The sequence below is a fragment of the Paracoccus aminovorans genome (genome assembly GCF_001546115.1).
In the GTDB taxonomy this organism is placed as follows: Bacteria; Pseudomonadota; Alphaproteobacteria; order Rhodobacterales; family Rhodobacteraceae; genus Paracoccus; species Paracoccus aminovorans_B.
Genome location: NZ_KQ955208.1, coordinates 2,149,070 through 2,173,567, shown reverse-complemented (window position 1 = coordinate 2,173,567; position 24,498 = coordinate 2,149,070). Strand labels below are relative to the sequence as shown.

The 24,498-nt window shown below is 69.6% G+C and carries 23 protein-coding genes; 8 read left to right on the top strand and 15 right to left on the bottom strand.

Annotation, left to right across the window (positions count from 1 at the left end):
- Window position 1 precedes the first annotated feature (1 nt).
- On the top strand, window positions 2-517 hold the full coding sequence (gene exbD / locus ASV56_RS11105) for a TonB system transport protein ExbD (protein WP_017999516.1): 516 nt from the start codon (window positions 2-4) through the stop codon (window positions 515-517).
- Complete coding sequence (locus ASV56_RS11100) at window positions 514-1,317, top strand: energy transducer TonB family protein (protein ID WP_062562028.1); 804 nt, start codon at window positions 514-516, stop codon at window positions 1,315-1,317. The genes exbD and ASV56_RS11100 overlap by 4 nt, the downstream gene beginning before the upstream one ends.
- Window positions 1,318-1,355: 38 nt before the next feature.
- On the opposite strand, the gene ASV56_RS11095 is transcribed toward ASV56_RS11100, so the two are convergent.
- Both ASV56_RS11095 and ASV56_RS11090 read right to left on the bottom strand, forming a co-directional pair.
- The gene (locus ASV56_RS11095) at window positions 1,356-2,291 is read right to left on the bottom strand and encodes a hydrogen peroxide-inducible genes activator (protein WP_062562027.1); all 936 of its coding nucleotides are present in this window, start codon (window positions 2,289-2,291) and stop codon (window positions 1,356-1,358) included.
- 41 nt (window positions 2,292-2,332) lie between these two features.
- Window positions 2,333-3,610: a hemolysin family protein gene (locus ASV56_RS11090; RefSeq protein WP_062562026.1), complete on the bottom strand. Its 1,278-nt coding sequence runs from the start codon at window positions 3,608-3,610 to the stop codon at window positions 2,333-2,335.
- Between the two features lie 310 nt (window positions 3,611-3,920).
- On the opposite strand from ASV56_RS11090, the gene ASV56_RS11085 reads away from it, so the two are divergent.
- Complete coding sequence (locus ASV56_RS11085) at window positions 3,921-5,072, top strand: DUF3734 domain-containing protein (RefSeq protein WP_253879957.1); 1,152 nt, start codon at window positions 3,921-3,923, stop codon at window positions 5,070-5,072.
- Between the two features lie 34 nt (window positions 5,073-5,106).
- Here the strand turns inward: ASV56_RS11085 and ASV56_RS11080 are convergent, their stop codons facing one another.
- The 11 genes from ASV56_RS11080 to hutI all read right to left on the bottom strand — a co-directional run bounded on the left by ASV56_RS11080 (window position 5,107) and on the right by hutI (window position 16,961).
- Entirely contained in the window at window positions 5,107-6,207 is a 1,101-nt protein-coding gene (locus ASV56_RS11080) for an NADH:flavin oxidoreductase/NADH oxidase (RefSeq protein WP_062562024.1), read from the bottom strand.
- A 159-nt stretch (window positions 6,208-6,366) separates the two neighbouring features.
- A complete protein-coding gene (locus tag ASV56_RS11075; protein WP_062562023.1) occupies window positions 6,367-7,137 on the bottom strand; it encodes an amino acid ABC transporter ATP-binding protein in 771 nt (256 codons plus the stop codon).
- Between the two features lie 3 nt (window positions 7,138-7,140).
- A complete protein-coding gene (locus ASV56_RS11070) occupies window positions 7,141-7,797 on the bottom strand; it encodes an amino acid ABC transporter permease (protein WP_062562022.1) in 657 nt (218 codons plus the stop codon).
- Window positions 7,797-8,444, bottom strand: coding sequence for an amino acid ABC transporter permease (locus ASV56_RS11065; RefSeq protein ID WP_062562325.1), 648 nt, complete (start codon window positions 8,442-8,444; stop codon window positions 7,797-7,799). Before ASV56_RS11065 ends, ASV56_RS11070 begins: the two co-directional genes overlap by 1 nt.
- Before the next feature lie 133 nt (window positions 8,445-8,577).
- Complete coding sequence (locus ASV56_RS11060; RefSeq protein ID WP_062562021.1) at window positions 8,578-9,387, bottom strand: transporter substrate-binding domain-containing protein; 810 nt, start codon at window positions 9,385-9,387, stop codon at window positions 8,578-8,580.
- A 67-nt stretch (window positions 9,388-9,454) separates the two neighbouring features.
- Window positions 9,455-11,131, bottom strand: a complete 1,677-nt coding sequence (gene hutU / locus ASV56_RS11055) for a urocanate hydratase (protein ID WP_062562020.1) — start codon at window positions 11,129-11,131, stop codon at window positions 9,455-9,457.
- Between the two features lie 12 nt (window positions 11,132-11,143).
- Window positions 11,144-12,298 (bottom strand): acyl-CoA dehydrogenase family protein, encoded by a 1,155-nt coding sequence (locus ASV56_RS11050; RefSeq protein WP_062562019.1) that lies wholly within the window; start codon window positions 12,296-12,298, stop codon window positions 11,144-11,146.
- On the bottom strand, window positions 12,295-13,428 hold the full coding sequence (locus ASV56_RS11045; RefSeq protein ID WP_062562018.1) for a CaiB/BaiF CoA transferase family protein: 1,134 nt from the start codon (window positions 13,426-13,428) through the stop codon (window positions 12,295-12,297). Before ASV56_RS11045 ends, ASV56_RS11050 begins: the two co-directional genes overlap by 4 nt.
- Window positions 13,425-14,216 (bottom strand): N-formylglutamate deformylase, encoded by a 792-nt coding sequence (hutG, locus tag ASV56_RS11040; protein WP_062562017.1) that lies wholly within the window; start codon window positions 14,214-14,216, stop codon window positions 13,425-13,427. The genes ASV56_RS11045 and hutG overlap by 4 nt, the downstream gene beginning before the upstream one ends.
- Complete coding sequence (gene hutH / locus ASV56_RS11035) at window positions 14,213-15,766, bottom strand: histidine ammonia-lyase (RefSeq protein ID WP_062562016.1); 1,554 nt, start codon at window positions 15,764-15,766, stop codon at window positions 14,213-14,215. Before hutH ends, hutG begins: the two co-directional genes overlap by 4 nt.
- Window positions 15,759-16,961, bottom strand: coding sequence for an imidazolonepropionase (gene hutI / locus ASV56_RS11030; protein WP_062562015.1), 1,203 nt, complete (start codon window positions 16,959-16,961; stop codon window positions 15,759-15,761). The genes hutH and hutI overlap by 8 nt, the downstream gene beginning before the upstream one ends.
- A 97-nt stretch (window positions 16,962-17,058) precedes the next feature.
- On the opposite strand from hutI, the gene ASV56_RS11025 reads away from it, so the two are divergent.
- From ASV56_RS11025 to ASV56_RS11010, 4 genes are all read left to right on the top strand, one after another.
- Complete coding sequence (locus tag ASV56_RS11025; protein WP_062562014.1) at window positions 17,059-18,417, top strand: formimidoylglutamate deiminase; 1,359 nt, start codon at window positions 17,059-17,061, stop codon at window positions 18,415-18,417.
- Complete coding sequence (locus tag ASV56_RS11020; RefSeq protein ID WP_062562013.1) at window positions 18,414-19,115, top strand: GntR family transcriptional regulator; 702 nt, start codon at window positions 18,414-18,416, stop codon at window positions 19,113-19,115. The genes ASV56_RS11025 and ASV56_RS11020 overlap by 4 nt, the downstream gene beginning before the upstream one ends.
- Before the next feature lie 58 nt (window positions 19,116-19,173).
- A complete protein-coding gene (locus ASV56_RS11015) occupies window positions 19,174-19,959 on the top strand; it encodes an inositol monophosphatase family protein (protein ID WP_062562012.1) in 786 nt (261 codons plus the stop codon).
- Between the two features lie 62 nt (window positions 19,960-20,021).
- A complete protein-coding gene (locus tag ASV56_RS11010; protein ID WP_062562011.1) occupies window positions 20,022-21,005 on the top strand; it encodes a DMT family transporter in 984 nt (327 codons plus the stop codon).
- Here ASV56_RS11010 and ASV56_RS11005 read toward each other — a convergent pair.
- Window positions 20,959-23,103 carry a lytic transglycosylase domain-containing protein gene (locus ASV56_RS11005; RefSeq protein WP_253879956.1) on the bottom strand — a complete coding sequence of 715 codons (2,145 nt, stop codon included), beginning with the start codon at window positions 23,101-23,103 and terminating at the stop codon, window positions 20,959-20,961. The genes ASV56_RS11010 and ASV56_RS11005 overlap by 47 nt on opposite strands.
- A gap of 104 nt (window positions 23,104-23,207) precedes the next feature.
- Here ASV56_RS11005 and dapA point away from each other — a divergent pair, with 104 nt between their 5' ends.
- Window positions 23,208-24,083: a 4-hydroxy-tetrahydrodipicolinate synthase gene (gene dapA / locus ASV56_RS11000; RefSeq protein WP_062562009.1), complete on the top strand. Its 876-nt coding sequence runs from the start codon at window positions 23,208-23,210 to the stop codon at window positions 24,081-24,083.
- 48 nt (window positions 24,084-24,131) lie between these two features.
- Here the strand turns inward: dapA and ASV56_RS10995 are convergent, their stop codons facing one another.
- Window positions 24,132-24,494, bottom strand: a complete 363-nt coding sequence (locus ASV56_RS10995; RefSeq protein WP_062562008.1) for a Na+/H+ antiporter subunit G — start codon at window positions 24,492-24,494, stop codon at window positions 24,132-24,134.
- Window positions 24,495-24,498: the final 4 nt, after the last annotated feature.

The window sequence follows — 24,498 nt, the reverse complement described above, 5'->3', positions numbered from 1 at the left end:
CATGGCCGGCGGCATTCGCGAAACCCAGGGCGACGATCTGGTCGAGAACCACGAGATCAACGTCACCCCCTTCATCGACGTGATGCTGGTGCTGCTCATCATCTTCATGGTGGCGGCGCCGCTGGCGACGGTCGATGTGAACGTGGACCTGCCGGTGTCGAACGCGACCCCGGCGCAGCGCCCGGACCAGCCGGTCTATGTCACCGTCAAGCCCGACCTGACGCTGGCGATCGGCAATGAGGACGTGCCCGCCGGCGGGATGGCCGCCGCCCTGGGCGCGGCGACCGAGAACAACAAGGAAACCCGCATCTTCCTGCGTGCCGACAAGGAAGTGCAATATGGCGACCTGATGGGCGTCATGAACACGCTGCGCGAAACCGGCTATCTGAAGATCGCGCTGGTCGGGCTGGAAGCCGCGCCCGCGGCGCCCGGCACCGCGCCTGATGCGGCGGCGGCCCCTGCCCCGGCCGCGCCCGCCGCTGCCGCGCCCGCAACCGGAGGAGCACCCCGGCCATGACCACCAGATCCGCCATGGCGCTGCGCGACGGTGCGCTTTGGGGCGGGGCGGCCGTCCTGGTCCTGGCGGCGCATCTGGGCGGCGCGCTGTGGCTTTTGCACAGCGCCGAGGCGGCCGCGCCGCCGGGCCTGCCCGAGCCGGTCTTCGTCGAACTGGCCCCGCTGCCCGAGGCCGCCGCGCCGCCGGAAGAGGAAGAGATGCCCGAGCTGGCCGAGGCCGAACCGGAGCCCGAGCCCGAGATCGACCTGCCGCTGCCGGAGCTCGAACAGATCCCGGACATGAACACGCTGTTCCCGCCGCCGCCCGACGCGCTGGTGCTGCAAAAGTCCGAGCGCCCGCGCGAGCGCCCCGAGAAGCCGGAGCCCGAGCCCGAGCCGAAGATCGTCGAAAAGAAGCCGGTGGAGAAAAAGCGCGAGGTCAAGGAGCGCGCGCCCGAAAAGCAGGAGGCCCGCAAGGCCACCACACAGGTGCGCGCGCCGAAATCCGACCGCACCGCCGCGCCCACCGCCGACGCCGGCGTCGCCAGCCCTCGCCAGATCGCCAGCTGGCAGTCCAAGGTGAACTCGGCCGTGTCGCGCCACATGAGACGCACCCGGATCAAGGGACAGGGTGCGATCGTGGTGAACCTGAACTTCACCGTGGATCCCAGCGGCCGGGTGGCGGGCACCAGGCTGGCCAGCTCGACCGGGAATGCGGCGAATGACGCGGCGCTGAGCCGCCAGGTCGCGCGGATGCCGCGCCTGCCCGCGCATCCCTCGGGCAGGAGCATCACGCTGTCCCTGCCGGTCAGGATCGACTAGACCGCGAACCGCCGGCCGCCCTGGCCGGCGTTTTCCGTTCAGGCCGCGCCCGCCGCCGGGATCGCCGCCACGCCCAGCACCGGCGCAAGGCCGCGCACCACCTCGGCCAGGGCGCGGGCATCGGCCCCGGCCTCGGCATTGCGGCGCCAGACCACCGCCAGGTCGCGCGAGGGCGCCGGATCGGCAAAGGGCACGATCCGCAGCCGCCCGTCGCGATTTTCATCCGCCAGCGCCAGTTGCGGGATCAGCGTCATACCCATGCCGCTGGCCACCATCCGCATCAGCGTCGCCATCGAGGCCGCCTCGAGGTTCAGCTTGCGGCGCGGGTTGCGCAGCCCGCAGACCTCCAGCGCCTGGTCGCGCAGGCAATGCCCGTCGGCCAGCAGCAGCAGCCGCTCGGCCTGAATGCTTTCGGGCCGCGCCGGGCCGGACAGATAGGTGGTGTCATCCTCGGACAGCGCGATCAGGAAGCTGTCGCGCAGCACCGGCACGGCCTCGAGTCCGGCCTCGCCCACCGGCAGCGCCATGATGCCGGCGTCGAAGCGGTGGCTGGCGACGCCGGCGGTCAGATCGTCGGTGACGACCTCGTGCAATTCCAGCTCCAGCGCCGGATGCCCGGCCCGCAGCGCCGGCACCAGATGCGGGATCAGATAGGGCGCCACGGTCGGGATGATCGCCAGCCGCAGCCGCCCCGACAGCGCCGAGCGCCCGGCCCGCGCAGCCGCATCCAGCCGCTTGGCGGTGTCGATCAACTCTTGCGCCAGCGGCAGCAGCCGCTCGCCCAGGACGGTCAGCCGCACCGGGCCGGCGCCGGCGCCCCGCTCGAACAGCGCGCCGCCCAGACGGCCCTCCAGCTGGGCGATTTGGCTCGACAGGCCCGGCTGCGAGACATGCACCGTCTCGGCCGCACGGCCGAAATTGCCCATCCGGGCGACGGCAAGGAAATAGGTGATCTGGCGCAGGGTGAAGTTCATAACCCCAGCCTATCACCGGAAGCCGCAATGACAATCCCGGCTTAAACGGGCAGCCGGTCCACCAGCAGCTTGTCGATGCGGCGGCCGTCCAGGTCCACGACCTCGATGCGCCAGCCCTGCCAGTCCACGCGGTCGCCGGCCTGCGGCAATTGCCCGGCCAGCTCCAGCACCAGCCCGGCGGCGGTGGAATAATCGTGATCCTCGGGCAAGGGCACGCCCAGCCGGTCGGCGAATTCGTCCGCCGGCATCCAGCCGGCGACCAGCAGGCTGCCGTCGTCGCGCTCGACGATCTTGGGCTCGTCGTCGTCCAGGCCGGCATATTCGCCGGTGATCGCCTCCAGCACGTCCATCGGCGTCACCACGCCCTCGAAATGGCCGTATTCGTCATAGACCAGCAGCATCTGCCCCGGCGCGGCGCGCAGCCGGGCGATGACCTCGGGCGCATCCATGGTCTCGGGAATGATCGGGGCCGGATGCATGACCTCGCGCAGGTCGATGGCCTGGGCGCGGCTTTGCGACATCAGGTCGACGCTTGCGACCACGCCGATCAGGTTGTTCGGATCGCCGTCGCCCACCGGCAGGCGGGTGCGGCGGCTTTCGTGGAACTTGCGCGCCATCTCTTGCCAGCTGTCGGCGACATCGATCACCGGGATGTCGCGGCGCGGCGTCATCAGCCCGCGGGCCGAGCGGTCGGCGATGCGCATGACGCCGGCGATCATCTCGGTTTCGGCGCGGTGGATGACGCCCGCCGTCTCGGCCTCGGAAATCATCAGCCGGATCTCTTCGTCGCTGATGCCCTGGCGGTCGCCGCCCGACTGGCCCAGCGCGGCCAGCACCAGCTTGCCCGAGCGGTCCAAGAGCCAGACCAGCGGCGCCGCCACCTTGGAAATGGTCCGCATCAGCGGCGCGACGCGGGCCGCCATCTGCTCGGGCGCGCGCAGCGCGATCTGCTTCGGCACCAGCTCGCCCATGATCAGCGACAGATAGGTGATCGCCACCACCACGCCGCCCATGCCCAAGGGCTGCGCGACCGAGGCCGGCACGCCCCAGCCCGGCAGCGCCGCCGCCAGCCGCGCGCCCAGCGTGGCGCCGGAAAAGGCGCCCGACAGCACACCGACCAGGGTGATGCCGATCTGCACCGAGCTCAGGAATCGTCCCGGATCCTCGGCCAGCACGAGCGCGGTCGCCGCGCCCCGGTCGCCACGCTCGGCCATCACCTTCAGCCGGGCCGGGCGGGCCGAGACGATGGCTAGCTCGGACATGGCCAGAAGGCCGTTCAGCAACGTCAGGACAAGGACGATCGCAATCTCAATCCACATGGGAGGGACTCGGGTGCTTTCTGGGATGGGCCGGGCCGAGAGCGCGGCGGAATGCCGCCCATCTCTCACAAGGATCGTCGATCATGCGCGTATCGGCGTCTGGCTCCGCTTGGGTCATGCGCCAATATAGACCGCCCGCGCCGCAGGGCAACGCTTGTCGCGGCTTTTTTGCCCGAAAGCCCCGGCCGGGCAGAGGTTTGCGCAAGTTGACGTTACGGCAAGACTTTCCCCCGGATTGCAGAGACTTATGGAAATCCGCCTGCCGGCGCCCTAGCCTGCCACCCCGAGATGCGTGTTGAATGGTGTCATGATGGTCGCAAGCCAAAGCCGAGATCCCGAGAAAATCGTCTTCGTCCTGCAAGGCGGCGGGGCGCTGGGCGCCTATCAGGCCGGCGCCTATGAGGCGCTGTGCAAGGCCGGGCAGGAACCGGAATGGCTGGCCGGGATCTCGATCGGCTCGATCAACGCGGCGCTGATCGCCGGCAACCCGCCGAGCCAGCGGCTTCAGGCGCTGCGCCGCTTCTGGGAGGGCGTGACCGGCGCGCCCTGGCTGATGGGCACGCCGCTGGAGGGCGCGCTGCTGCCCGACCAGATGCGCGCCTTCTGCAACGAAAGCCGGGCGACGATGACCACCATGCTGGGCGCGCCGGGCTTCTTTCGCCCGCGCATGCCGGACGTGTTCTCGTTCCTGCCCGGGCTGATGCGCCAGACCAGCTGGTACGACACCGCGCCCCTGCGCGAGACGCTGCTGGAGCTGGTGGACTTCGACCTGCTGAACGGTGCCGGCCCCCGGCTGACGGTCTGTGCCGTCGATGTGCAGACCGGCAATTTCACCAGCTTCGACAGCAGCGAGACCCGGATCACCGTCGATCACATCATGGCCTCGGGCGCGCTGCCGCCGGGTTTCCCCGCGGTCGAGATCGACGGCCGGCACTATTGGGACGGCGGGCTGGTGTCGAACTCGCCCCTGCAGGTGGTGCTGGAAAAGCCGCACCAGCGCCCGCTCTGCATCTATCAGGTCGATCTCTATCCCTCGCGCGACGGCCTGCCCCATACCATGGCCCATGTCGAGCAGCGCGAGCGCGAGATCCGCTTCTCCAGCCGCACCCGCCTCAACACCGACGAATTCCGCGCCCGCCATGCGCTGGCCCGCGCCGCGCGCCGGCTACAAGCCCGGCTGCCGGCCGAATTCCGCGACGATCCCGACCTGAAGCGGCTGATCGAGGCCGGCCCCTCGCAGCCGGTCAGCCTGATGCACCTGATCCATCGCCACGCCGATTACGAAGGCACCTCCAAGGATTACGAATTCTCGCGCCTGTCGATGCTGGACCATTGGCGCGACGGGCTGGACGACGCGGAACGCTCGCTGCGCCATCCGGCCTGGACCGGCCGCAAGCTGCCCGAGGACGGCATGCTGGTCTTCGACATGCACGACCCGCATCAGGGCGACCTGGCGGGCTGAGCCCCCGGGGCCGCCGCGAGCGGGGCGCACGGCCTCAGCCGCGCTGGAACAGCCCGCGCGCCTGGCGCGGCGCGGCGGTCAGGTATTGCGGCGACACCGGCAGGCTGTCGCCCAGCTTCGCCGCCGCATGCCAGGGCCAGCGCGGATCGTAAAGCGCGACGCGGCCGATGGCGATCAGGTCGGCATCGCCGGTGCCCAGGATCGCCTCGGCCTGTTCGGGCTCGGTGATCAACCCCACTGCGATGACCGGCATCGAGACGGCCGCCTTGACCGCCCGCGCCAGCGGCACCTGATAGTTCGGCCCGACCGGGATCGCCTGCCGCGGGTCGAGCCCGGCCGAGGAGACATGGATCGCGTCGCAGCCCCGCGCCTCGAGCGCGCGGGCAAAGGCCACGGTGCTCTCGACGTCCCAGCCGCCCTCGACCCAGTCGGTGCCCGAGACCCGGACCGTGACCGGATAGCCCTCGGGCACGGCGGCACGCACGGCGTCGAAGACCTCCAGCGGAAAGCGCATCCGGTTCTCCAGGCTGCCGCCGTAGTCGTCCTCGCGCCGGTTCGACAGCGGCGACAGGAATTCGTGCAGCAGGTAGCCATGCGCGCAATGGATCTGGATCGCGTCGATACCCAGCCGCAGGGCGCGGCGCGCGGCTTCGGCAAAACCCTCGCGAATGCGGGCCAGCCCCGCCGCATCCAGGGCCTCGGGCGGATTGTCATCGGCGGCATAGGCCAGGCCCGAGGGCGCCAGCGTCTGCCAGCCGTCCACCGCATCCGGCGCGATCTGCGCCCCGCCGTCCCAGGGCCGCGCGGTCGAGGCCTTGCGCCCGGCATGGGCCAGCTGGATCGCGACCGGCATGTCCGACCAGTCGCGGATCGCGCGCATGACCCGGCCCATCGCGGCCTCGGTCGCCGCGTCGTAAAGCCCGACATCGGCATGCGAGATGCGCCCCTCGGGCGTCACGGCGGTCGCCTCGATGGTCAGGATGCCGGCGCCGGACTGCGCCAAGCTGCCCAGGTGCTGCATGTGCCAGTCGGTCATGCAGCCGTCCTTGGCGGAATACTGGCACATGGGCGCGATGACGATGCGGTTGCGAAGGCTGTGCCGACCCAGGGTGATCGGCTCGAATAGCTTGGACATGAGGCGCTCCTGCAAGTTGCCCCTGTCAGTTATGCCGCCCGCGCCCCGGCGCAACCCCAGCACCCCGGCTTTCTTTCTTGTGGAAATATCCCGGGGGACGCCTGGCCGGCCCCGTCGAGGGGCCGGCCAGGCGGGGGGCAGAGCCCCCGCGCGCCCCACTCAGAAACTGTTGCGTTCGTGATAGGTGCGCAGGAAGTTCTGGATGCGCGCATCCTTCGGCACCTGGAAGATGCCCTGCGGGCTGTCCACCGCGACCAGCTCGCCCTTTTCCATGAAGGCGACCTGGTCGGCGACATGGGCGGCGAATCCCATCTCATGCGTGACCACGACCATGGTCATGCCCTCGGCGGCCAGCGCCTTCATCACGTTCAGCACCTCGCCCACCAGCTCCGGGTCCAAGGCCGAGGTCGGCTCGTCGAAGAGCATCAGCCGCGGCTCCATGGCGATGGCGCGGGCGATGGCGACGCGCTGCTGCTGACCGCCCGACAGCCGCGCCGGGTGGTTGCCCATCTTGTCGGCCAGGCCCACCTTGGCCAGCGCCTCGGCGGCGCGCCGCTCGGCCTCGCTGCGCGCCAGGCCGCGCACGCGGATCAGCCCCTCGGCCACGTTCTGCTGCGCGGTCATATGCGGCCACAGGTTGAACTGCTGGAACACCATGCCGATGCCGCGCCGCATCTCGCGCAAGCGGCGGCCGGTCATCTTGCGGCCCGGGCTGTCATAGCCGATCAGCTGCCCGTCGATGCGGATCTCGCCCGAGTCGTATGCCTCGAGGAAGTTGATGCAGCGCAGAAGCGTCGACTTGCCCGAGCCCGAGGGCCCGATCAGGCAGGTCACCTTGCCGGGCGGGATGGACAGGTCCACGTCCTTCAGCGCGTGGAAGGGGCCGTAGAACTTGTTGACCTTGCGGATCTCGACGGAGGATGCCTGCATCGCTCAGGTCCTTTCGATCAGATGTTGGGTGATGCGGCGCTCGAACCGGCGGCCGAGCCGGCTGATCGTCTCGACCAGCAGCCAGAAGAACAGCGCCAGCACCAGGTTCGCCTCGACATAGCGGAAGGTCTCGGTCGACATGCGGCTGACCTGATACATCAGCTCGGGCACGGTGATGATCGACAGGATCACCGTCTCCTTGGTCAGGATGATCGAGAAATTGACCAGCGCCGGCAGCGCCGAGACCAGGCCCAGCGGCAGCAGGATGCGGCGGATGATGGCGGGCTCGGCCATGCCGATGGCACGCGCCGCCTCGATCTGGCCATGCGGCACGGCGCGGAAGCCGGAACGGAAGATCTCGGCGAAATAGGGGCTGCCATAGATGGTCAGGCCCAAAAGGCCCGCCGGCAGCGCGTCCAGCCGCAGCCCGACCAGCGGGCCGCCGTAATAGAGCACGAAGAGCTGGACCAGGAAGGGCGTGCCGCGGATCACCTCGATATAGACCTGGATCAGCCAGCGCACCGGGCGCGGCGCGTAACGCTGGACCAGCGCGATCACCAGCCCCAGTGCCATGCCGAAGATCGTGCCGAGGATCCAGCACAGCACGGTGACGCCGAAGCCGCGCAGCAGCATCGGGCCGTATTGTTCGATCAGGTCCATCACACGGCCGTCCTGTGTTCAAGGTAGCGTCCCAGCGCCGCAAGGCACAGGTTGATCGCCAGATAGATGCAGGCCGCCGCGATATAGACTTCCAGCGGGCGGAAGGTGGTCGCGGCCTGGGCCTGGCTCGCCCGGGTGATCTCCAGGATGCCCACGACCGAAACCAGCGAGCTGGCCTTGACCAGCAGGATCAGCTCGTTGACCAGCGCCGGCAGCGACAGGGTGAAGGCCTGCGGCAGGATCACCCGGATCCAGGTGTCGCGCGGGGTCATGCCGATGGCGGTGGCGGCCTCGGTCTGGCCGCGCGGCAGGGCGGCGATGGCGCCGCGCCAGATCTCGCTGATATAGGCGCTGGCGCAGACGCCGACGCAGATCACCGCGGCGGCGGTGGCCGGGATGTCGATCCCGATCACCGGCAGCGAGTAATAGAAGACCAGAAGCTGCACCAGCAGCGGCACGCCGCGCAGGAAGCTGACCCAGAGCCCGCCGAAGGCGCGCAGCGCCGGATAGGGCGACAGCCGCGCCGCGCAGACCAGCGTGCCGATCACCAGCCCCAGGCCGATGCCCAAGACCGAGATCAGCAGCGTATAGCGCGCGGCCCAGAACAGCGGCTGGAAGCTTTCAAGAAAGACAGGGATGGAAAACATGCACGCCTTGTCCTGACGATGGCGGGCGGGGACCATCCCCGTTGCCCGCGTCTTGCGTCCGGCGCGCGGCAGGGCGCCGGAAGGTCCGGGCGGGGCGCTGGCCCCGCGCCGGCACGGTTTGCGTGGGCGGGGCTCAGTTCGCCGGGACTTCGCGCGGCAGTTCGGTATAGCTGCCCAGCCATTTCTCCTGGATCGCCTTGACGCGGCCGTCGTCGGTCATCTTCAGGATGGCGTCGTTGATCGCCTTGGCGAAGCTGTCGCTGTCGGCATCCTTGCGCAGCACCCAGGCGAAATAGGTCGGCTGGCCGAATTGCGCCGGCTCGAACAGCGCGAAGCTCTCGGGGCGGTTCTTGACCAGATAGGTCAGGTTCGGCAGCGAGCCCGCCACCGCGTCCAGCCGGCCGGCGACCAGGTCGGCATAGGCCTCGTCGGTGGTGCCGTATTCCTTGACGTTCACGCCGCCCAGGCTTTCGCCATAGGCTTGCAGCTGCTTGAACTGCGCGGTGCCCTGCTGGACGCCGACGGTCTTGCCCTTGATGTCCTCGGGCTTCTTCAGGTCGCTGTTCGCGGCCTTGACCAGCGAGACGGTGGCATCGGCGATCGGCAGGGTGAAGGTGTAACGCTCCAGCCGCTCGGGCGTGATGGTGACGGGCGCGATGACGATGTCGAATTTCTTGACTTCCAGGCCCGGCAGCTCGGCGGTCCAGGGGATGTCCTGATAGACCGGCTCGACGCCGATTTCCTTGGAAACCTCGTCGAACAGGTCCTTGGTCATGCCCTCATAGGTGCCATTGTTCAGCATGTCGAAGGGGGCATAGTGCATGTCGGTCGCGGTGACGATCTTGCCCGCCGCCTTGATGTCGGCCAGCTGGTCGGCCTGCGCGGCGGTGCCCAGCGCGATCAGGCTGATGGCGGCGGCTTTCAGGCTCATGTGAAAACTCATGTCTTTCTCCGTTGTTGGACAGGTGACGGGCGCGGGGGCGGTGCGTTGCGCACCCGCGCCCCTTGGATCAGAGAATCCCGGGCAGATTCAACCCGTGCTCCCGCGCGCAGTCCAGCGCGATCTGATAGCCCGCGTCAGCATGGCGCATGACGCCGGTGGCCGGGTCGTTCCACAGCACGCGCGCCAGCCGGGCATCGGCATCCTCGCTGCCGTCGCAGCAGATCACCATGCCGGAATGCTGCGAAAAGCCCATGCCGACGCCGCCGCCATGGTGCAGCGACACCCAGGTCGCGCCCGAGGCGGTATTCAGCAGCGCGTTCAGCAGCGGCCAGTCGGACACCGCGTCCGAGCCGTCCTGCATCGCCTCGGTTTCCCGGTTCGGCGAGGCGACCGAGCCCGAGTCGAGATGGTCGCGGCCGATGACGATGGGCGCTTTCAGTTCGCCGTTGCGCACCATCTCGTTGAAGGCGAGGCCCAGCTTGTGGCGGATGCCAAGGCCGACCCAGCAGATCCGCGCCGGCAGGCCCTGGAAGCTGATGCGCTCGCGCGCCATGTCCAGCCAGTTGTGCAGATGCGGGTCGTCGACCAGTTCCTTGACCTTCTGGTCGGTCTTCAGGATGTCCTCGGGATCGCCCGACAGCGCCGCCCAGCGGAACGGACCGATGCCCTTGCAGAACAAGGGCCGGATATAGGCCGGCACGAAGCCCGGGAAGGCGAAGGCGCGCTCGAAGCCCTCTTCCAGCGCCATCTGGCGGATGTTGTTGCCGTAATCGACCGTCGGGATACCTGCGTCATGGAAGGCCACCATGGCCTCGACCTGCTGGCGCATCGACTTGCGGGCGGCGGCGGCCACCGCCTTGGGATCGGTCTCCTGCCGCGCACGCCATTCGGCGACGGTCCAGCCCTGCGGCAGGTAGCCATGCACCGGGTCGTGGGCCGAGGTCTGGTCGGTCACAATGTCGGGACGCACGCCACGCTTGACTAGTTCCGGGAACACGTCGGCGGCATTGCCGATCAGCGCCACGGATTTCGCCTCGCCGGCCTTGGTCCAGCGGTCGATCATCTCCAGCGCCTCGTCGAGGCTGTGGGTCTTTTCATCGACATAGCGGGTGCGCAGGCGGAAATCGGCGCGGGTCTCGTCGCATTCCACCGCCAGGCAGCAGGCGCCGGCCATGACCGCGGCCAGAGGCTGGGCGCCGCCCATGCCGCCAAGCCCGGCGGTCAGGATCCACTTGCCCTTCAGATCGCCGCCATAGTGCTGGCGCCCGGCCTCGACGAAGGTCTCGTAGGTGCCCTGAACGATGCCCTGGCTGCCGATATAGATCCAGGAACCGGCGGTCATCTGGCCATACATGGCCAGGCCCTTCTTATCCAGCTCGTTGAAATGGTCCCAGTTCGCCCAATGCGGCACCAGGTTCGAGTTGGCGATCAGCACCCGCGGCGCGTCCTTGTGGGTCTTGAACACGCCGACCGGCTTGCCGGATTGCACCAGCAGGGTCTCGTCGGTCTCCAGCTTCTTGAGGCTGTCGACGATCAGGTCGAAATCCTTCCAGGTGCGGGCGGCGCGGCCGATGCCGCCATAGACCACCAGCTCATGCGGGTTCTCGGCCACGTCGGGATGCAGGTTGTTCATCAGCATCCGCATCGGCGCCTCGGTCAGCCAGCTTTTCGCGGTGATCTCGGTGCCGGTGGGCGGGAAGATGTCGCGGGTATTGTGACGCGGATTGGTCTGGGGGTTGTCCATCTCGGTCTCCGTTCAGGCCAGCATGTTGCCGGAAATGATGATGCGTTGGATTTCGGACGAACCTTCGTAGATCCGCATGATGCGCAGATCGCGGGCGATGCGTTCGATGGGGAAATCGCGGGTATAGCCATAGCCGCCATGCAGTTGCAGCGCGGTGTCGGCGATCTTGCCCGCCGCCTCGCTGGCAGCCAGTTTCGCCATGCTCGAGGCCAGCGAGAAGCGCCCGCCGTGGTCATGGGCGTGCTGGCGCTGGCGCGCGGCATCCTGCGACAAGAGCAGCGCCGAACGCCAGGCGACGCCCATGTCGGCGATCATCCAGCGGATGCCCTGGCGGTCGGTCAGCCGCTCGCCGCCGATCACGCGGTCCTTGGCATAGGCGATGGCGGCGTCCATGGCCGCTTTCGCCAGCCCCAGGCATTGCGCCGCGACCTCGATGCGGCCGTTGTCCAGCACCTGCATGGCGGTGCGAAAGCCCCTGCCCTCCTCGCCCAGCAGGGCATCCTCGGGCAGCTGGCAGTCGAGGTTCAGGGTGAACACATGCCCGCCCTTCAGCCCCATGGTTTTTTCCGGCGCGCCCGGCTCCAGCCCCGGCGTCCCTTTCGGCAGGATGAAGGCCGAGATGCCGCGATGGCCCTTGTCGGGATCGGTCACCGCATAGACGACGATGAAATCCGCCACGCCGCCGTTCGAGATGAAGCATTTCGTGCCCTTCAGGTGCCAGCCGGTTTCCGTGCGGCGGGCGCGGGTCTTCATGTCGGCGGGGTCCGAGCCGGCGGTCGGCTCGGTCAGGGCGAAGGCGCCCAGCGCCTCGCCCGTCGCGGCCTTTTGCAGCCATTCCTGCTTCTGCGATTCCGACCCGCCGATCAGGATCGAGTCGGTCGCCAGGTAATGCGCCGTCAGCGCCGAGGCCGTGGACCCGCAGGCCCCCGCCACGATGGCGACCGCGCGCAACAGCGCCGGGGCCGAGATGCCGCTGCCACCATAGGCTTCGGGCAGGTTCGCGCCCATCATGCCGGCCTCGCCCAGCACGGCAAGCTGGTCATGGACGAAACCCGAAGTCTCGTCGGTTTCCGCCGCCTTGGGCGCGATCCGCTCGGCGCAGATGCGCTCCAGCACGTCGCAGAACAGCCGTTCCTCTTCGGCCAGCATGGGCCAGTCGTCGCTCATGCGGTTTCCTCCAATCCGAATGCGCGCAGGATGGCGGCACGGTCGCCGCCAAGCCGCGGGGCCGGGCTGCCGGCCAGGGGTTTCTCGCCGTCGAAACGCACCGGCTGGCCGACGACCGGGGTGCGGCCCAGCAGGCTGACCAACCCGCGCGCGCGGGCGTGGTCACTGTCGGCCGCCTGGGCGATGTCCCAGATCGGCGCGGCGGGCAGGCCTGCACCGGCCAGCGCCGCCACGGCGGCCTCGGTGCTCTGCGTCGAGGACCAGGCCTCGATCAGCGCCTTGATCTCGGGCTCGTGCGCGGTGCGCGCTTCGTCGCTGGCGAAACGCGGGTCTGCCGCCGCCTCGGGGGCGCCGATCAGCTGTGCCAGCGCGGCGAATTGCTTGCCCGACAGCACCGCGATCACCACCTGCCCGTCGCTGGTGGCAAAGCAGCCGAAGGGCGTCGACAAGGGATGGCGGTTCCCGACCCGCTGCGGCAGCTTCCCGGCATAGAAATGCAGCGCATGGCTGGTGGTCAGCATGGAAAACAGCGCGTCATACATCGCCACGTCCAGCACCGCGCCCTGGCCGCTGGCATTCCGGCCCACCAGCGCCGCCATGATGGCCCAGCTCGCGAACAGGCCGGCCAGCAGGTCGGCGATGCTTTCGCCGGTCTTCAGCGGCGCGCCGCCCTCCTCGCCCGTGCCGGCCATCAGGCCCGACATGGCCTGCACCACCAGGTCATAGGCCGGCAGGTCGCGGAACGGCCCGTCCTGCCCAAAGCCCGAGATCGAGCAATAGACCAGCCGCGGATTCGCCGCGCGCAAGTCCTCGGCACCCAGCCCCAGCCGGGCCGCGACGCCGGGGCGGAAGTTTTCCACCACCACGTCCACCTGCGCCGCGATGGCACGCGCCAGCGCCAGGTCGGCCGGGTTTTTCAGGTCCAGCACCAGGCTTTGCTTGCCGCGGTTGTTCAGCGTGAACAGCGCGCTTTCGCCGTCCTTGAACGGGCCGATATGGCGGTAGTCGTCGCCCGCGGGCGGCTCCAGCTTGATGATCTCGGCCCCCAGGTCGGCCAGTAGCGCCGTCGCATAGGGCCCGGCCAGCACCCGCGACAGGTCCAGCACCTTGATTCCGGCCAGTGGCTTCATGCCCGCAGCTCCGGCGCCAGCGCCGCAAGGCGGGTCAGGATCTCCTTCAGCGGCCCCCGCAGCGCCTCGGCCTTCTGCGCGTCATAGGCAAAGGGCGGGGCCTCGGTCGCCAGATGCGTGGATTGCGCCAGTTCCATCTGGATCGCGTGGACGCCCTGCCCCGGCTGGCCGTAATGCCGCGTCGTCCAGCCGCCCTTGAAACGGCCGTTCAGAACATGGGTCCGGCCCGTCGCGGCTGCGACCTCCTGCGTGGCGGCCTCGATGGCCGGCGCGCAGGACGCCCCGCCGTTGGTGCCGATGTTGAAATCCGGCAGCACGCCCTGAAACAGGAACGGGATCACCGAGCGGATCGAGTGGCAGTCGTAAAGGATCGCGACCCCGTGCTTCGCCTTCACCCGCGCGATCTCGGCGGCCAGCGCGGCGTGATAGGGGGCGTGGAACTGCGCCTTGCGGGTGGCGATCTCCTCGGCACTCGGCTCCACCTCCCAGATCGGCGCGCCGTCGAAATCGGTCAGCGGCACCAGGCCGGTGGTGTTCTGGCCGGGATAGAGGCTCGCGTCGTCCGGGCCGCGGTTCGCGTCGATGACATAGCGGTGGAAGGTCGCCCGCACCGTGGTCGCGCCGGGCAGCAGCCCGTCGTAAAGCCGCTCGATATGCCAGTCGGTATCGGCCAGCACCCGGCCGCGCGGGTTCAGCGCCGCCTCGACATGAGCCGGCAGCCAGGTGCCGGTATGGGGCAGGCCCAGGATGACCGGGCTGTCCCCCTGGACGACCTCGACCGGGATCATGCCGTCACCTCGGCCAGCAGGTCGGCCAGCAGGTCGGCCGGCACAGCCGCGACCAGGGTGCCGTCGTGGATCAGCCGCGCCGCCTCGGCCAGGTCGGGGGCCATGTAGCGGTCCTGGTCCAGCGCCGGGATCGTCGCGCGCAGCGTAGCGATGACCTTCTGCAGCGGGCCCGAGGTCTTCAGCGGCGCGCGGAACTCGACGCCGGCGCTGGCGCACAGCGCCTCGATCCCCAGGATATGCGCGAGGTTCGCGTTCATGCGGCGAAGCCGGCGCGCGCCATGCGCGGCCATGCTGACGTGATCCTCCTGGTTGGCCGAGGTCGGCGTCGAGTCGGTCGAGCAGGGCGTCGCCAGATGCTTGTTTTCCGACATCAGCGCCGCCGAGGTCACTTCCGCGATCATCAGCCCCGAATTCAGGCCCGGATCGGGGGTCAGGAAGGGCGGCAGGTCATGGCTCAGCGCCGGATCGACCATCAGCGCGATGCGGCGCTGTGAAATCGCGCCGATCTCGGCGATCGCCAGCGCGATCTGGTCGGCGGCGAAGGCCACCGGCTCGGCATGGAAGTTCCCGCCCGAGACGATGCGGTCGGCCCCGACCAGCACCAGCGGGTTGTCGGTCGCGGCATTGGCCTCGATCTCCAGCGTGCGCCCGACCTGGGTCAGCAGGTCGATGCAGGCGCCGGTGACCTGCGGCTGGCAGCGGATGCAATAGGGATCCTGCACCCGGGTATCGCCGATCCGGTGGCTTTCGCGGATCTCGGAGCCCTCCATCAGCGCCCGGATCGTCCGCGCCGCGACGATCTGGCCGCGATGGCCGCGCAGGGTGTGGATCTCGTCCAGGAAGGGCGCGGTCGAGCCCATGATCGCATCGGTCGACAGCGAGGAGGTGACCAGCGCCGCCCGGGCGCTGGCGAAGGCATCGAACAATCCCGCCAGCGCGAAGGCGGTCGAGACCTGGGTGCCGTTGATCAGCGCCAGACCCTCTTTCGCGGCCAGCACCACGGGCGCGAGCCCGGCGGCGGCCAGCGCCTCGGCCGCGGGCATCTCGCGGCCGTCATAAGTCGCGCGGCCCTCGCCCAGCATGGCGGCGGCCATATGCGCCAGCGGCGCCAGGTCGCCCGAGGCGCCGACCGAGCCCTGCGACGGGATCACCGGCAGCACGCCGCGGGCCAGCATCGCCTCGATCAGCGCGATGACCTCGGGACGCACGCCCGAGGCGCCGCGGCCCAGCGACAGAAGCTTCAGCACCATGATCAGGCGCACGGTTTCCAGCTCGACCGGCTCGCCCACGCCGCAGCAATGCGACAGGATCAGGTTGCGTTGCAGCGTCGCGGTGTCCTTGGACGCGATCTTGATCGAGGCGAGCTTGCCGAAGCCGGTGTTCACGCCATAGACCGGCACGTCGCCATTGGCGGCAGCTTCGATGCGGGCGGCAGAGGCGGCGATGCCGGGCCGGGCGCTGTCGGCCAGCCGCACGGCCAGGCCCTCGCGCCAGACGCGCTCGAGCTGCGCCAGTGTGGTTTCGCCGGGGATCAGGATCAGTTCAGACAAAGTCGCCTCCGAAGATGCGGGAGTGAAGCGGGTTGAAGCCGATGCGATAGGTCAGCTCCGCCGGATGGGCTGCGTCCCAGACCGCCAGGTCGGCGCGCAGATCGGCGGCGATCACGCCCCGGTCGGTCAGGCCCAGGGCGCGGGCGGCGTTGCGGGTGACGCCGGCCAGGCATTCGCTGGGCGTCATGCGAAACAGCGTCGCGCCCATATTCATCGTCAGCAGCAGCGAGGTCAGCGGCGAGGTGCCGGGGTTGCAATCGGTCGCCAGCGCCAGCGCCACCCCGGCATCACGCAACGCCTGGACGGGGGGCAGCCTGGTCTCGCGCAGCGTATAGAAGGCGCCGGGCAGCAGCACGGCAACGGTGCCGGATGCCGCCATGGCATCGACGCCGTCCTGGCCCAGCCATTCCAGATGATCGGCCGAAATCGCGCCATGCTCGGCCGCCATGGCCGCGCCATGCAGGTTGGACAGCTGCTCGGCATGCAGCTTGACCGGCAGGCCGAGGCTTTTCGCATGATCGAAGATCACCGCCATCTCCTCGCGGGAAAAGGCGATGCCCTCGCAGAAACCGTCCACAGCATCGGCCAGATCCTCGGCATGGGCGGCGTCCATCCCGGCCAGCACCACATCGCGGATATAGCCCTGGCGGTCGTCCTTGTATTCCGGCGGCAGGGCATGGGCGGCCAGCCAGGTGGTGCGGACCTGGACCGGGCGGCGCGCCTCGATCAGCCGGGCGACGCGCAGCATCTTCAGCTCGTCGGCGACGGTCAGGCCATAGCCCGACTTGATCTCGATGGTAGTCACGCCCTCGGCGATCAGGTGGTCGACGCGGGTCAGCGCGGCTTTCAGCAGCGCGGCCTCGTCCGCCGCGCGGGTGGCGCGGACGCTGGACAGGATGCCGCCGCCGGCGCGGGCGATCTCTTCATAGCTGGCGCCCTCCAGCCGCATCTCGAACTCGCGGGCGCGGTCGCCGCCAAAGACGATATGGGTGTGGCAGTCGATCAGCCCCGGCGTGACCAGCCGCCCCCCCAGATCCTGCCGCGTCGCGCCGGCATAGCGCGCCGGCAGATCGGATTCGGCGCCGACCCAACTGATTCGCGCATCCTCGACGACCATGGCGCCGCGCTCGATCAGCCCGTAACCCCCTGACGGATCAGCCATGGTCGCGATCTGGGCATTGCTGAAAACCTGCATCGGCCATTCGTCCCGGATTGATTTCTCGTTGCTTCTATGTCTAAACTTAATTCCAGTCTATGTCTAAACTTATTTTCGCACAGAAAAGGGCGGCGCAATGGAAAAGATCTGGGCAGAACGGGCCTTGCTGCCCGATGGCTGGGCGGAAAATGTCTGCGTGACGGTGGATCGGGGCCGAATCGCCGCCGTTGAGGCCGGCGTCAGCGGCGGCGCGGCCGTGCCGCTGCTGCTGCCGGCGCTGGCGAACCTGCACAGCCACGCCTTCCAGCGCGCCATGGCCGGGCTTAGCGAGGCCAGGGGGCCGGAGCCACGCGACACCTTCTGGACCTGGCGCCAGATCATGTATCGCTTTCTCGACCACCTGACGCCCGATGACGTCGAATCCATCGCGGCGCTGGTGCAGATGGAGATGCTGGAGGCCGGCTATGCCACCAATGTCGAATTCCACTATCTGCACCACCGTCCCGGCGGCGGCCACTACGACAATATTGCCGAGATGGCCGAACGCATCGCCGCCGCCGCCGCGCGCTCGGGCATCGGCCTGACGCTTTTGCCGGTGCATTACCAGTTCGGCGGCGTGGACCGCCGTCCCTTGGCGCCGGGCCAGAACCGGTTCGGCACCACGCCCGAGGAATTCCTGCGGCTGGTCGAGGGCGCCGAGACCGCGCTCAGCGCCCTGCCCGCCGACGCCGGCATCGGCATCGCGCCGCACAGCCTGCGCGCCGTCTCGCCCGAGGGGCTGGCGGAATGCGTGGCGCTGCGCCCCGGCCGCCCGCTGCACATGCACCTGGCCGAACAAGTGCCCGAGATCGAGGAGATCAGCGCCGCCTATGGCCGCCGCCCGGTCGAATGGCTGCTGGAGAACCACGCCCCCGACCGGCGCTGGACCCTGATCCACCTGACCCACATGACCGAGGACGAGACCCGCCGCCTGGCCGCCACCGGCGCCGTGGCGGGCCTGTGCCCGATCACCGAATCCAGCCTTGGCGACGGCATCTTCAACGGCACGATCTGGGCCGAGGCCGGCGCGCGCTACGGCTTCGGCTCGGACAGCAACATCCGCATCTCGCTGGTCGAGGAGTTGCGCACGCTGGAATACAGCCAGCGCCTGCGCGACCGCGGCAGGGCGATCCTGGCCACCCCGGAACGCTCGACCGGCCGGGTGCTGTATCAGGCCGGGCTCGACGGCGGCGCCACGGCGGCGGGGCGCGAGACCGGGGCGATTGCACCCGGGCTCTGGGCCGATCTGGTCGCCGTCGACCGCGCCAATCCGGTGATGGCGGGCCGCACGGGCGACCAGATGCTCGACAGCCTGGTCTTTGCCGGCCATGACGGTCTGGTCCGCGATGTCTGGGCCGCCGGCCGCCATGTCGTGCAGGGCGGCAGACATATGGACCATGACCGCATCATCGCCGATTATCTGGCAACCATCGCCCGGCTTCAGGACCGCATGTGACCGAGAAATCCGCCAGCAAGGCGCAAGCCATCACCAGCGAGGTGCGCCGCCGCATCGTCGACCGCGAATGGCGGCAGGGCGACCGCATCCCGGACGAGGCCGAACTGGCCGTCGAATTCGGCGTCGCCCGCGCCACGGTGAACAAGGCCCTGCAACTGCTGGCCGAAGAGGGGCTCTTGGACCGCAAGCGCCGGGCTGGCACCCATGTCACGGTGAACCCGGCCCGCAAGGCCACGCTGACCATCCCCATCGTGCGCGAGCAGATCGAGGGCGCCGGCATGGAATACAGCCACCGCGTCGTGGCGCAGAAGCGCTCGCCTCTGCCGGCCGAGGCCGCCGCCCGCATGGCCCTGCCCGAGGGCCGGGTGCTGATCCACCTGCGCACCGTGCATTACGGCGACGGCAGGCCCTTCCAGGTCGAGGACCGCTGGATCAACCCGGTGGCGGCGCCGGGCGCCGAGGCCATCGACTTCCAGCGCATCAACGCCAACGAATGGCTGGTCAGGAATTTCCCCTGGTCGCGGGCCGACATGGCCTTTTCGGCCGAGAACGCCGATGCCCGCAACGCAAGGCTGCTGGAAACCCGGCAGGGCACCGCGCTTCTGATCCTGCAGCGCACCACCTTCAACGACCTGGGCGCGATCACCTCGGCCCGGCTGGCCTTTCACCCGGGTTACATGCTGATCGCCACACCCTGACCTTCACTTCCGCTTGGCCTTGCCCTATGAGGGCGCCAATCCCGAAAAAGGAATCCCCATGGCCAGCGCCAATCTCAACATCATGATCAAGGCCGCGCGCAAGGCGGGCCGCAGCCTCGTCAAGGACTTCCGCGAGGTGGAAAACCTTCAGGTCTCGGTCAAGGGCGCCGGCGATTTCGTCAGCCGCGCCGACCGCGAGGCCGAACGCATCATCAAGGAAGACCTGCGCAACGCCCGCCCGAACTATGGCTGGCTGGGCGAGGAGACCGGCGAGGAAGCCGGCGAAGACCCGACCCGGCGCTGGATCGTCGACCCGCTGGACGGCACCACCAACTTCCTGCATGGCCTGCCGCATTGGGCGGTCAGCATCGCGCTGGAGCACAAGGGCGAGATCGTCGCCTCGGTCGTCTTCGACGCCGCCAAGGACGAGCTCTTCACCGCCGAGCGCGGCGACGGCGCCTTCCTGAACGACCGCCGCATCCGTGTGTCCGGCCGCCGGCAGATGATCGAGGCGATTTTCGCCACCGGCGTGCCCTTCGCCGGCCGGCCGATGCTGCCGGCGACGCTGCGCGACCTCGGCCGGCTGATGCCGCTGACGGCGGGCGTGCGGCGCTGGGGCGCGGCCTCGCTGGACCTGGCCTATGTCGCGGCCGGCCGCTTCGACGGCTATTGGGAACGCGGCAACCAGCCCTGGGACATCGCCGCCGGCATCCTGCTGGTGAAAGAGGCCGGCGGCCGGCTGGAGCCGATCCGGGGCGAGAACCCGCTGGAGACCGGCTCGGTCGTGACCGCGAACCCGCAGCTTTTCGGCGAATTCGCCGAGATCATCCGCCGCCCGGACTAAGCCCCCGGTTGACCTTTCCCCCGCCGGGGCGCATGGCGGGGGTCCAGCCTTGGAATCGCGCCATGCCAGACAATCCCCAGACCGGGCCCCAGGCCGGGTCCCAGACCGGACCGCTGATGTCGCCGGCCTCGCAGCCCCCTGCCGTCCCGCCGCCGCTGGCCCGTCCCCGGGCCGACCGGCAGGGCACGGCGATCCTGATGATCTGCGGCTCGACCTTCATCTTCGCGGCGCAGGACGGCGTCTCGCGCCATCTCGGCGCGGTCTATTCGCCGATCTTCATCGTCATGCTGCGCTACTGGTTCTTCGCGCTCTTCGTGATCCTGCTCTGCGCGCGCAGCCAGGGCGGGCTGTCTCGGGTCATCCGGTCGCGCCGGCCGGTGGCGCAGATCGCCCGCGGCGTGCTGCTGGTGGTCGAGGTCGTGGTGGTGATCGAGGCCTTCGTCCGGCTGGGCCTGATCAACACCCATGCGATCTTTGCCTGCTATCCGCTGCTGATCTCGGCGCTGTCGGGGCCGATCCTGGGCGAAAAGGTCGGCTGGCGCCGCTGGGCCGCCGTCGCGGTCGGCTTCATCGGCATCATGATCGTGCTGAACCCCGGCAGCGGCGCGCTGAGCCATGACGCCATCCTGCCCTTCGTGGGTGCGCTGATGTATGCCGTCTATGGGCTGCTGACGCGGCTGGTGGCGCGCGACGACAGCGCCATGGTCAGCTTCTTCTGGACCGGCATCGCCGGCGCCTTTGCCAGCACCCTGGCCGGGGTCTGGTATTGGCAACCCATCGCCGGCCCGGACATTCCCTGGCTGCTGACGCTATGCGTGACCAGCGTCATGGGGCATTTCCTGCTCATCAAGGCCTATGAACTGGCCGAGGCCTCGGCCTTGCAGCCGTTCTCCTATACGCAGCTCGTCTGGATCAGCATCTTCGGCGTGACCATCTTCGGCGAGACGCTGGCCCCGAACGTGGCCATCGGCGGCGGCATCGTGGTCTTTGCCGGCATGTTCACCTGGTGGCGTTCCCGCCAGCGCGAGCGGGCCGCGTCCCGCTGACCGCCGCCTCGATCACCGGCACCGGGCCCAGCACCTCGGCCAGCACCCCGCCCGAAGCATAGCCCACCAACGTCCGCGCCGGCATCACCGGCCGGGCCGAGCCCGCCAGCCGGATCGGCGGCGGCGCCGGCGCCGGCAGCGCGCCGCCGCCGGTCAGGTCCCAGCTTGGCACCAGAGGCACCGCCGCGCCCTTGATGCGGGCGCGATAGACCGGCAGCGCCTCGGCCACCCGCATGACATAGTTGCGGGTCTCGTCGAAGGGGATCATCTCGACCCAATCCACCGGATCGACGGCGCCGCGCAGGTCGCCGAAATCCCGAAGCCAGCGCGCCGAGCGCCCCGGCCCGGCGTTGTAGCCCGCCGCGACCAGCGCCACCGAGGGCCCGAAACGGTCGCGCAGGCCCGCCAGATAGGCCGCGCCCAGCCGGGCGTTATAGGCCGCGTCGCGGGTCAGCCGCGCCTGGTCGAAGGGCTCGCCCAGCTTCCTCGCCATGGAACGCGCCGTGTCGGGCATGACCTGCATCAGCCCCAGCGCGCCTACGTGCGAGGAGACCGTGTGGTTGAACTCGCTTTCGCGCCGGGCGATGGCCATGACCAGTTCCGGCGGCAGGCCCAGCGGCGTATGTTCAAGCCCGGTCAGCGGGAAATAGGCGGCGGGATAGACCGTGCCCTTGGCGGCGGCGGCCTTGGCCAGGCGCAGCGCGTGCCAGGGCATGCGCAGCTCCAGCATCATCCGGGCCATGCGGCCGATATCCTCGGGCGCGGCGGTCTCGGCCAGGTGCAGGAAGAAGCGCTGGCCCTGGTCGGGCGCGCCGGCCGCGACCAGCCAGACCCCGGCCTGCCAGACGCCATTGCCGCGCAGGGCCGCGCCGCGCCAGTCGGGCAGCGTCGTCTCGGACCGGCCGGGGATCGCCAGCGCCTCCTGCATGGGCAGGCCCAGCTTTTCGGCGGCAAGCTGGCCATACCAGGCCGATTGCCAGCCGGCGGCGGCGGCATAGGCGGCCTCGGCCCCGGCGCGGTCGCCCTTGGCCTCCAGCGCCCGGCCCTGCCAGTAATGCGCCCGCGACAGCGAGATCAGGCTGGCGACGGCCTGTTCCAGCGCCCGGAAATGCGCCTGCGCCCGGTCATGGGCCCCGGCCCGCAGCGCGGCATAGCCGGCAAGCCATTCCAGGTCGGAAAATTCGTCGCTGCCCGGGGCCAGGAAATGCCCGGCCGCCAGTTTCTCGGCCAGCGCCCAGTCGCCCTGCCGCAGCGCCAGCCTGGCGTAATCGGCGCGCTTGGCCGCCCAGGCGGCGGGATCGCGCAACGCCTCGGCACTGGTCGAGCGTTCCAGCATCAGGTCGCGCGCCAGCTCCGGCATCTTGGCCCAGACCCGCCAGCGGAAACGGTCCAGCGCCAGGCCGGCATCGCCCCGCTGCGCCTCGGGCAGCGCCAGGATCAGCGCATCGACCCCCGCCTGCCCCGATTGCAGCGCCAGCCGCGCCTTTCCCAGCGCCTGCGCCGGTGCCGAGGCCAGGGGCAGCGTCACCTGCGCCGCCTGCCATTCGCCCAGGTCCAGAAGCCGCATCAGCCGCGCGTCATGCAGCCCGGCGACCGCAGCGCCATGGGCGGCAAGAAAGACCTCGGTCTCGGGCTTGGCCAGCGCCTGTTCGGTCCAGAAGCGCTGCGCCTCGGCCTTGGCGGCGGCGGGATCGGTCGGCTGCAGGGCCGCGATCAGCGCCATGGCGCCGGTCAGCGTGTCGGGGCGGCGCGGACCGAACCAGGCGATCACCTCGGCCGGCGGCAGGTCGGCGCGCAAAAGCGCATCGCCGCGCTTGTAGAGCAGCGCCATGCCGGGCCAATCGGCGTGGCGGGCGGCGAAATCGCGGTATTCGGACCAGCTGCCCTGCCCGGCGCGCAGCCGCTGCCAGTCGACCAGATCGCGGGCGATGGGGCCGGATTGCGCGGCCTCGCGCCCGGCGGCGGTCCAGTCGCGGGCGCCGGCGGCGGCCAGCGCGCGCGCCAGGTGGCCGGCATCCTCGGCCCCGGCCGGCGTCGCAAAGCCCAGACACAGCGCCAGCAGCGGTCCCAGAATCCTGTCGCGGAAAGGATACATCATGGCCTCATTTCTGCGGGACTCGGACGGGCCCTGCAACTCACATCCTTGGCAAGCCGCGCGTCGGGATGTAAGCCCCTGTGCATCACAAAGCTCAGGATACCCACATGTTCAAAGGCTCCCTGCCCGCGCTGGTCACGCCCTTCACCCCCGACGGGGAGCTGGATCTCCCGGCGCTGGAGAAGCTGGTGGACTGGCATATCGCGCAAGGCACCCATGGGCTGGTCCCGGTCGGCACCACCGGGGAAAGCCCGACGCTCAGCCACGAAGAGCACCGCCAGGTCATCGAGGAGGTCATCCGCATGGCGGCCGGCCGCCTGCCGGTGATCGCCGGTGCCGGTTCGAACTCGACCCGCGAAGGCATCGGGCTGGTGCAGCACGCCCAGGCCGCCGGCGCCGCCGCGGCGCTGGTGGTGACGCCCTATTACAACAAGCCGACGCAGGACGGGCTGATCGCGCATTTCACCGCGCTGCATGACGCCAGCGACATTCCGATCATCATCTACAACATCCCCGGCCGCTCGGTCATCGACATGAGCCCCGAGACCATGGGCGAGCTGGCGAAGCTGCCGCGCATCATCGGCGTCAAGGACGCCACCGGCAAGCTGGAGCGCGTGTCGATGCAGCGCGCCACCTGCGGCGCCGATTTCGTGCAGCTGTCGGGCGAGGACGCGACCGCGCTTGGCTTCAACGCCCATGGCGGCGTGGGCTGCATCTCGGTCACCGCGAACGTGGCGCCGAAGCTTTGCGCCGAGTTCCAGGAGGCGACGCTGGCCGGCGACTATGCCAAGGCGCTGGAATACCAGGACAGGCTGATGCCGCTGCATGTGGCGATCTTCCTGGAGCCCGGCGTCGCCGGGGCCAAATACGCCATGTCGCGGCTGGGGCTGTGCACCGACCGGGTGCGGCTGCCGCTGGTCGGGCTGACCGACGCGACCAAGGCCCGGATCGACGCGGCCATGGCGCATGCCGGGCTGATCTGAGCCGGCCTTCGCCAGGGCGGCAAGGGGGCGGCGGCGGGCCGCCCTTTTTCATGCGCGGGGCTCATCCTCTTCGGCATGGGTCGCCCAGACCTGGCCCGGCGCGGGCGGCGGCAGATCCTCGGGCCGCCAGCCCAGGTGCATGTTCGCCTTGGCGATCATGTAGCCGGTGATCGGCGCGGTCAGGAACAGGAACAGCGCGATCAGCAGCTCGTGCCAGGTGAACTGCCCGGTCCGCGCCGGAAACCAGACCATCGAGGCGATCAGCACCGCCCCCACCCCCAGCGTCGCCGATTTCGTCGGCGCATGCAGTCGCGTCATCGGGTCGGGCAGCCGCACCAACCCCCAGGAGCCGACTAGCCCGAAGAAGCCGCCCACCACCAGCAGCACCGAAACGATGATCTCGGCCACCATGCCC

Excerpts from the sequence above, each read along its gene's own strand:
- hutG (WP_062562017.1), bottom strand. The coding sequence starts at position 14,216 with ATGATCCCGGTCGAGGTCGTCCAGGGGGACAGCCCGGTCATCCTGGGC.
- ASV56_RS11090 (WP_062562026.1), bottom strand. The coding sequence starts at position 3,610 with ATGTGGATTGAGATTGCGATCGTCCTTGTCCTGACGTTGCTGAACGGC.
- ASV56_RS11015 (WP_062562012.1), top strand. The coding sequence starts at position 19,174 with ATGGCCAGCGCCAATCTCAACATCATGATCAAGGCCGCGCGCAAGGCG.
- ASV56_RS11060 (WP_062562021.1), bottom strand. The coding sequence starts at position 9,387 with ATGAGTTTTCACATGAGCCTGAAAGCCGCCGCCATCAGCCTGATCGCG.
- dapA (WP_062562009.1), top strand. The coding sequence starts at position 23,208 with ATGTTCAAAGGCTCCCTGCCCGCGCTGGTCACGCCCTTCACCCCCGAC.
- ASV56_RS11095 (WP_062562027.1), bottom strand. The coding sequence starts at position 2,291 with ATGAACTTCACCCTGCGCCAGATCACCTATTTCCTTGCCGTCGCCCGG.
- ASV56_RS11050 (WP_062562019.1), bottom strand. The coding sequence starts at position 12,298 with ATGAGCGACGACTGGCCCATGCTGGCCGAAGAGGAACGGCTGTTCTGC.
- exbD (WP_017999516.1), top strand. The coding sequence starts at position 2 with ATGGCCGGCGGCATTCGCGAAACCCAGGGCGACGATCTGGTCGAGAAC.
- ASV56_RS11010 (WP_062562011.1), top strand. The coding sequence starts at position 20,022 with ATGCCAGACAATCCCCAGACCGGGCCCCAGGCCGGGTCCCAGACCGGA.
- ASV56_RS11080 (WP_062562024.1), bottom strand. The coding sequence starts at position 6,207 with ATGTCCAAGCTATTCGAGCCGATCACCCTGGGTCGGCACAGCCTTCGC.
- ASV56_RS11070 (WP_062562022.1), bottom strand. The coding sequence starts at position 7,797 with ATGGACCTGATCGAACAATACGGCCCGATGCTGCTGCGCGGCTTCGGC.
- ASV56_RS11100 (WP_062562028.1), top strand. The coding sequence starts at position 514 with ATGACCACCAGATCCGCCATGGCGCTGCGCGACGGTGCGCTTTGGGGC.
- ASV56_RS11045 (WP_062562018.1), bottom strand. The coding sequence starts at position 13,428 with ATGAAGCCACTGGCCGGAATCAAGGTGCTGGACCTGTCGCGGGTGCTG.
- ASV56_RS11005 (WP_253879956.1), bottom strand. The coding sequence starts at position 23,103 with ATGATGTATCCTTTCCGCGACAGGATTCTGGGACCGCTGCTGGCGCTG.
- hutI (WP_062562015.1), bottom strand. The coding sequence starts at position 16,961 with ATGCAGGTTTTCAGCAATGCCCAGATCGCGACCATGGCTGATCCGTCA.
- ASV56_RS11025 (WP_062562014.1), top strand. The coding sequence starts at position 17,059 with ATGGAAAAGATCTGGGCAGAACGGGCCTTGCTGCCCGATGGCTGGGCG.
- ASV56_RS10995 (WP_062562008.1), bottom strand. The coding sequence starts at position 24,494 with ATGGTGGCCGAGATCATCGTTTCGGTGCTGCTGGTGGTGGGCGGCTTC.
- ASV56_RS11085 (WP_253879957.1), top strand. The coding sequence starts at position 3,921 with ATGGTCGCAAGCCAAAGCCGAGATCCCGAGAAAATCGTCTTCGTCCTG.
- ASV56_RS11075 (WP_062562023.1), bottom strand. The coding sequence starts at position 7,137 with ATGCAGGCATCCTCCGTCGAGATCCGCAAGGTCAACAAGTTCTACGGC.
- ASV56_RS11065 (WP_062562325.1), bottom strand. The coding sequence starts at position 8,444 with ATGTTTTCCATCCCTGTCTTTCTTGAAAGCTTCCAGCCGCTGTTCTGG.
- hutU (WP_062562020.1), bottom strand. The coding sequence starts at position 11,131 with ATGGACAACCCCCAGACCAATCCGCGTCACAATACCCGCGACATCTTC.